Genomic DNA, 1827 nt, shown 5'->3' with positions numbered 1-1827 from the left:
GCTCGTTGCCAAAGTAATTTAGGCCAGGGGTTAGTACGGGCGCGGCTTGTTCTAAGTTTAAGCGACGGGTTTCATCATTGCTGCTGCCGTGGGGGGGAGCAGGGTCATTGCTGCTGCCGGGGGGGCGGGGGGGGGCGCCGTCACCGCTGCTGCCTGCACCGCCGCTGTTAAATGAGAGGCCTTCGTCGGTTGATGGGTTGTATTGTGTGCAAACTACAAATAATGCTTTTTTATCCAAGTCGAGTTTTTTGTAGACCTCTCTAAGAATGTCTTGGCGGCCTCTTGACATCTGTGATATTTGATTAAACGCTCCATATAGATGGGGATTAATAATTAGACCGGTTATAAAGCCCTGCGAAGGAATAGAGCACTGGGGAGAAAATATATGCGCCAAATATATAAGATCATCAAATCCACATATTGTTATCACTGTGTTTGCATTAATGAGCAAAAACCGCTCATTTGAAAGCGCATTGATATTAAATTGTAGGTTGTTTGTATTTACAACCATATTAAGCCATTGTGTATAAGCTTCGAGTGATACTGAATTAAGAATATTATTCGAATCCCTGCTTTGATACCTTTGCAGGTCTGCCATAAAGGCCTGCCATTTTCTCAAATCTTCTGGTGCCTGGGGTTTGTTTAAATAAACCGCAGTGAGTAAATAATTGCCTCTTGAATCTAAAGTACTGAGAACTTCAGGAAGTAAGAGTCCAGTATTAACATGCTCATACTCCTGTAGGTAATAATCCCATTGTTTTGACTCAACGATCCGCACTAAGAGTGCAGTTAATATTTTTCTGGCCCGCTCGCCATAAATGAAATCACCCCTGTATATGGTTTCTGCAGTATTTGCGAAAATAAGTCTATTAATAAACGGTTTATAATTCGTCTCCATGTTTATGATGTGAATAACAGATTGAGCGTCAAGTCCTGCAATTCTATAGTCACCGAGGTAATTTAGCTGGGGCAATGTTATCGCATCATTGATAATTAAAGTATTCAGTTCTTCGTTTGATAAAACTTGCAGAAATTGTCCCCCATTAAACATGCCCATAAAATTAAGATGTAGTAACAATGCTTTTTGACTTAAATTTAATACTACCGTTTCTTCTACAGAAAAACATCTAGATAATTCAGACGAAATATTTAATCTACTAAGATCGTTGGGGAGGCCTATAAAAACATTATTAATTCCTATATTATGTGCTCCTATAAACATATCAAACAATCTAGCGCAGCTAATCCTGTTAATTTGATTTATGGTCAATAAATTATTATTAAGTTGATATGCTAACTGCTCGTCAGTAATTACATGATGCAATAATAAGTAATCTAATTGCGCGCTGCTTAATTCGCTTAAAAGAATATCATGCTGCGCTTGCGTGAATATATGTAGCCTAACCAAATTGGCATATTGCACATCTGTGAGAAATTGGCCAACATGCGTTTGTATCGCCAATGGAAAAGGTGGCACAGGCGGCGTAACTATTTGGGCAGGGGGTGGATTAGGCTCGTGAAGCACAATTTCAAAGTCCGCTGGATCGGGATACGGAACAAAAAGCCATGGGCATAAATACAAATACCAAGGCGGGTTATGACTCGAAGCGGAAGGTAAGGATGGCATAAGAACAAACTTTCTGTAAGTTGAAAGTTAATTCTAATTAACTATTTTATACGCGTCAATAGTGTATAAATATACACTTAATAGTTAATAAAGCACTCTCGGCTAGTGAGCGCATTTATACGTTCAGTTTGCGAAAGCTAAACCCACCGCCTGATTCAAATAATTAAAAACATCTCCAACCGCGATTGGCTTTGCCTGCG

The 1827-nt window shown here is 39.7% G+C and carries 1 protein-coding gene; it reads right to left on the bottom strand.

Translation table 11 applies throughout. The features are described from left to right. Nucleotides 1-1627, bottom strand: a 1627-nt coding sequence (locus ABWP14_RS11390) for a hypothetical protein (RefSeq protein WP_353203090.1), incomplete at its 3' end; no start/stop codon positions are given. Nucleotides 1628-1827: the final 200 nt, after the last annotated feature.

The sequence above is a fragment of the Polynucleobacter sp. genome (genome assembly GCF_040400325.1).
Lineage (GTDB): Bacteria > Pseudomonadota > Gammaproteobacteria > Burkholderiales > Burkholderiaceae > Polynucleobacter.
Note: the sequence above shows the minus strand (reverse complement) of the source record. Positions and strands in the feature narration are given on the sequence as shown.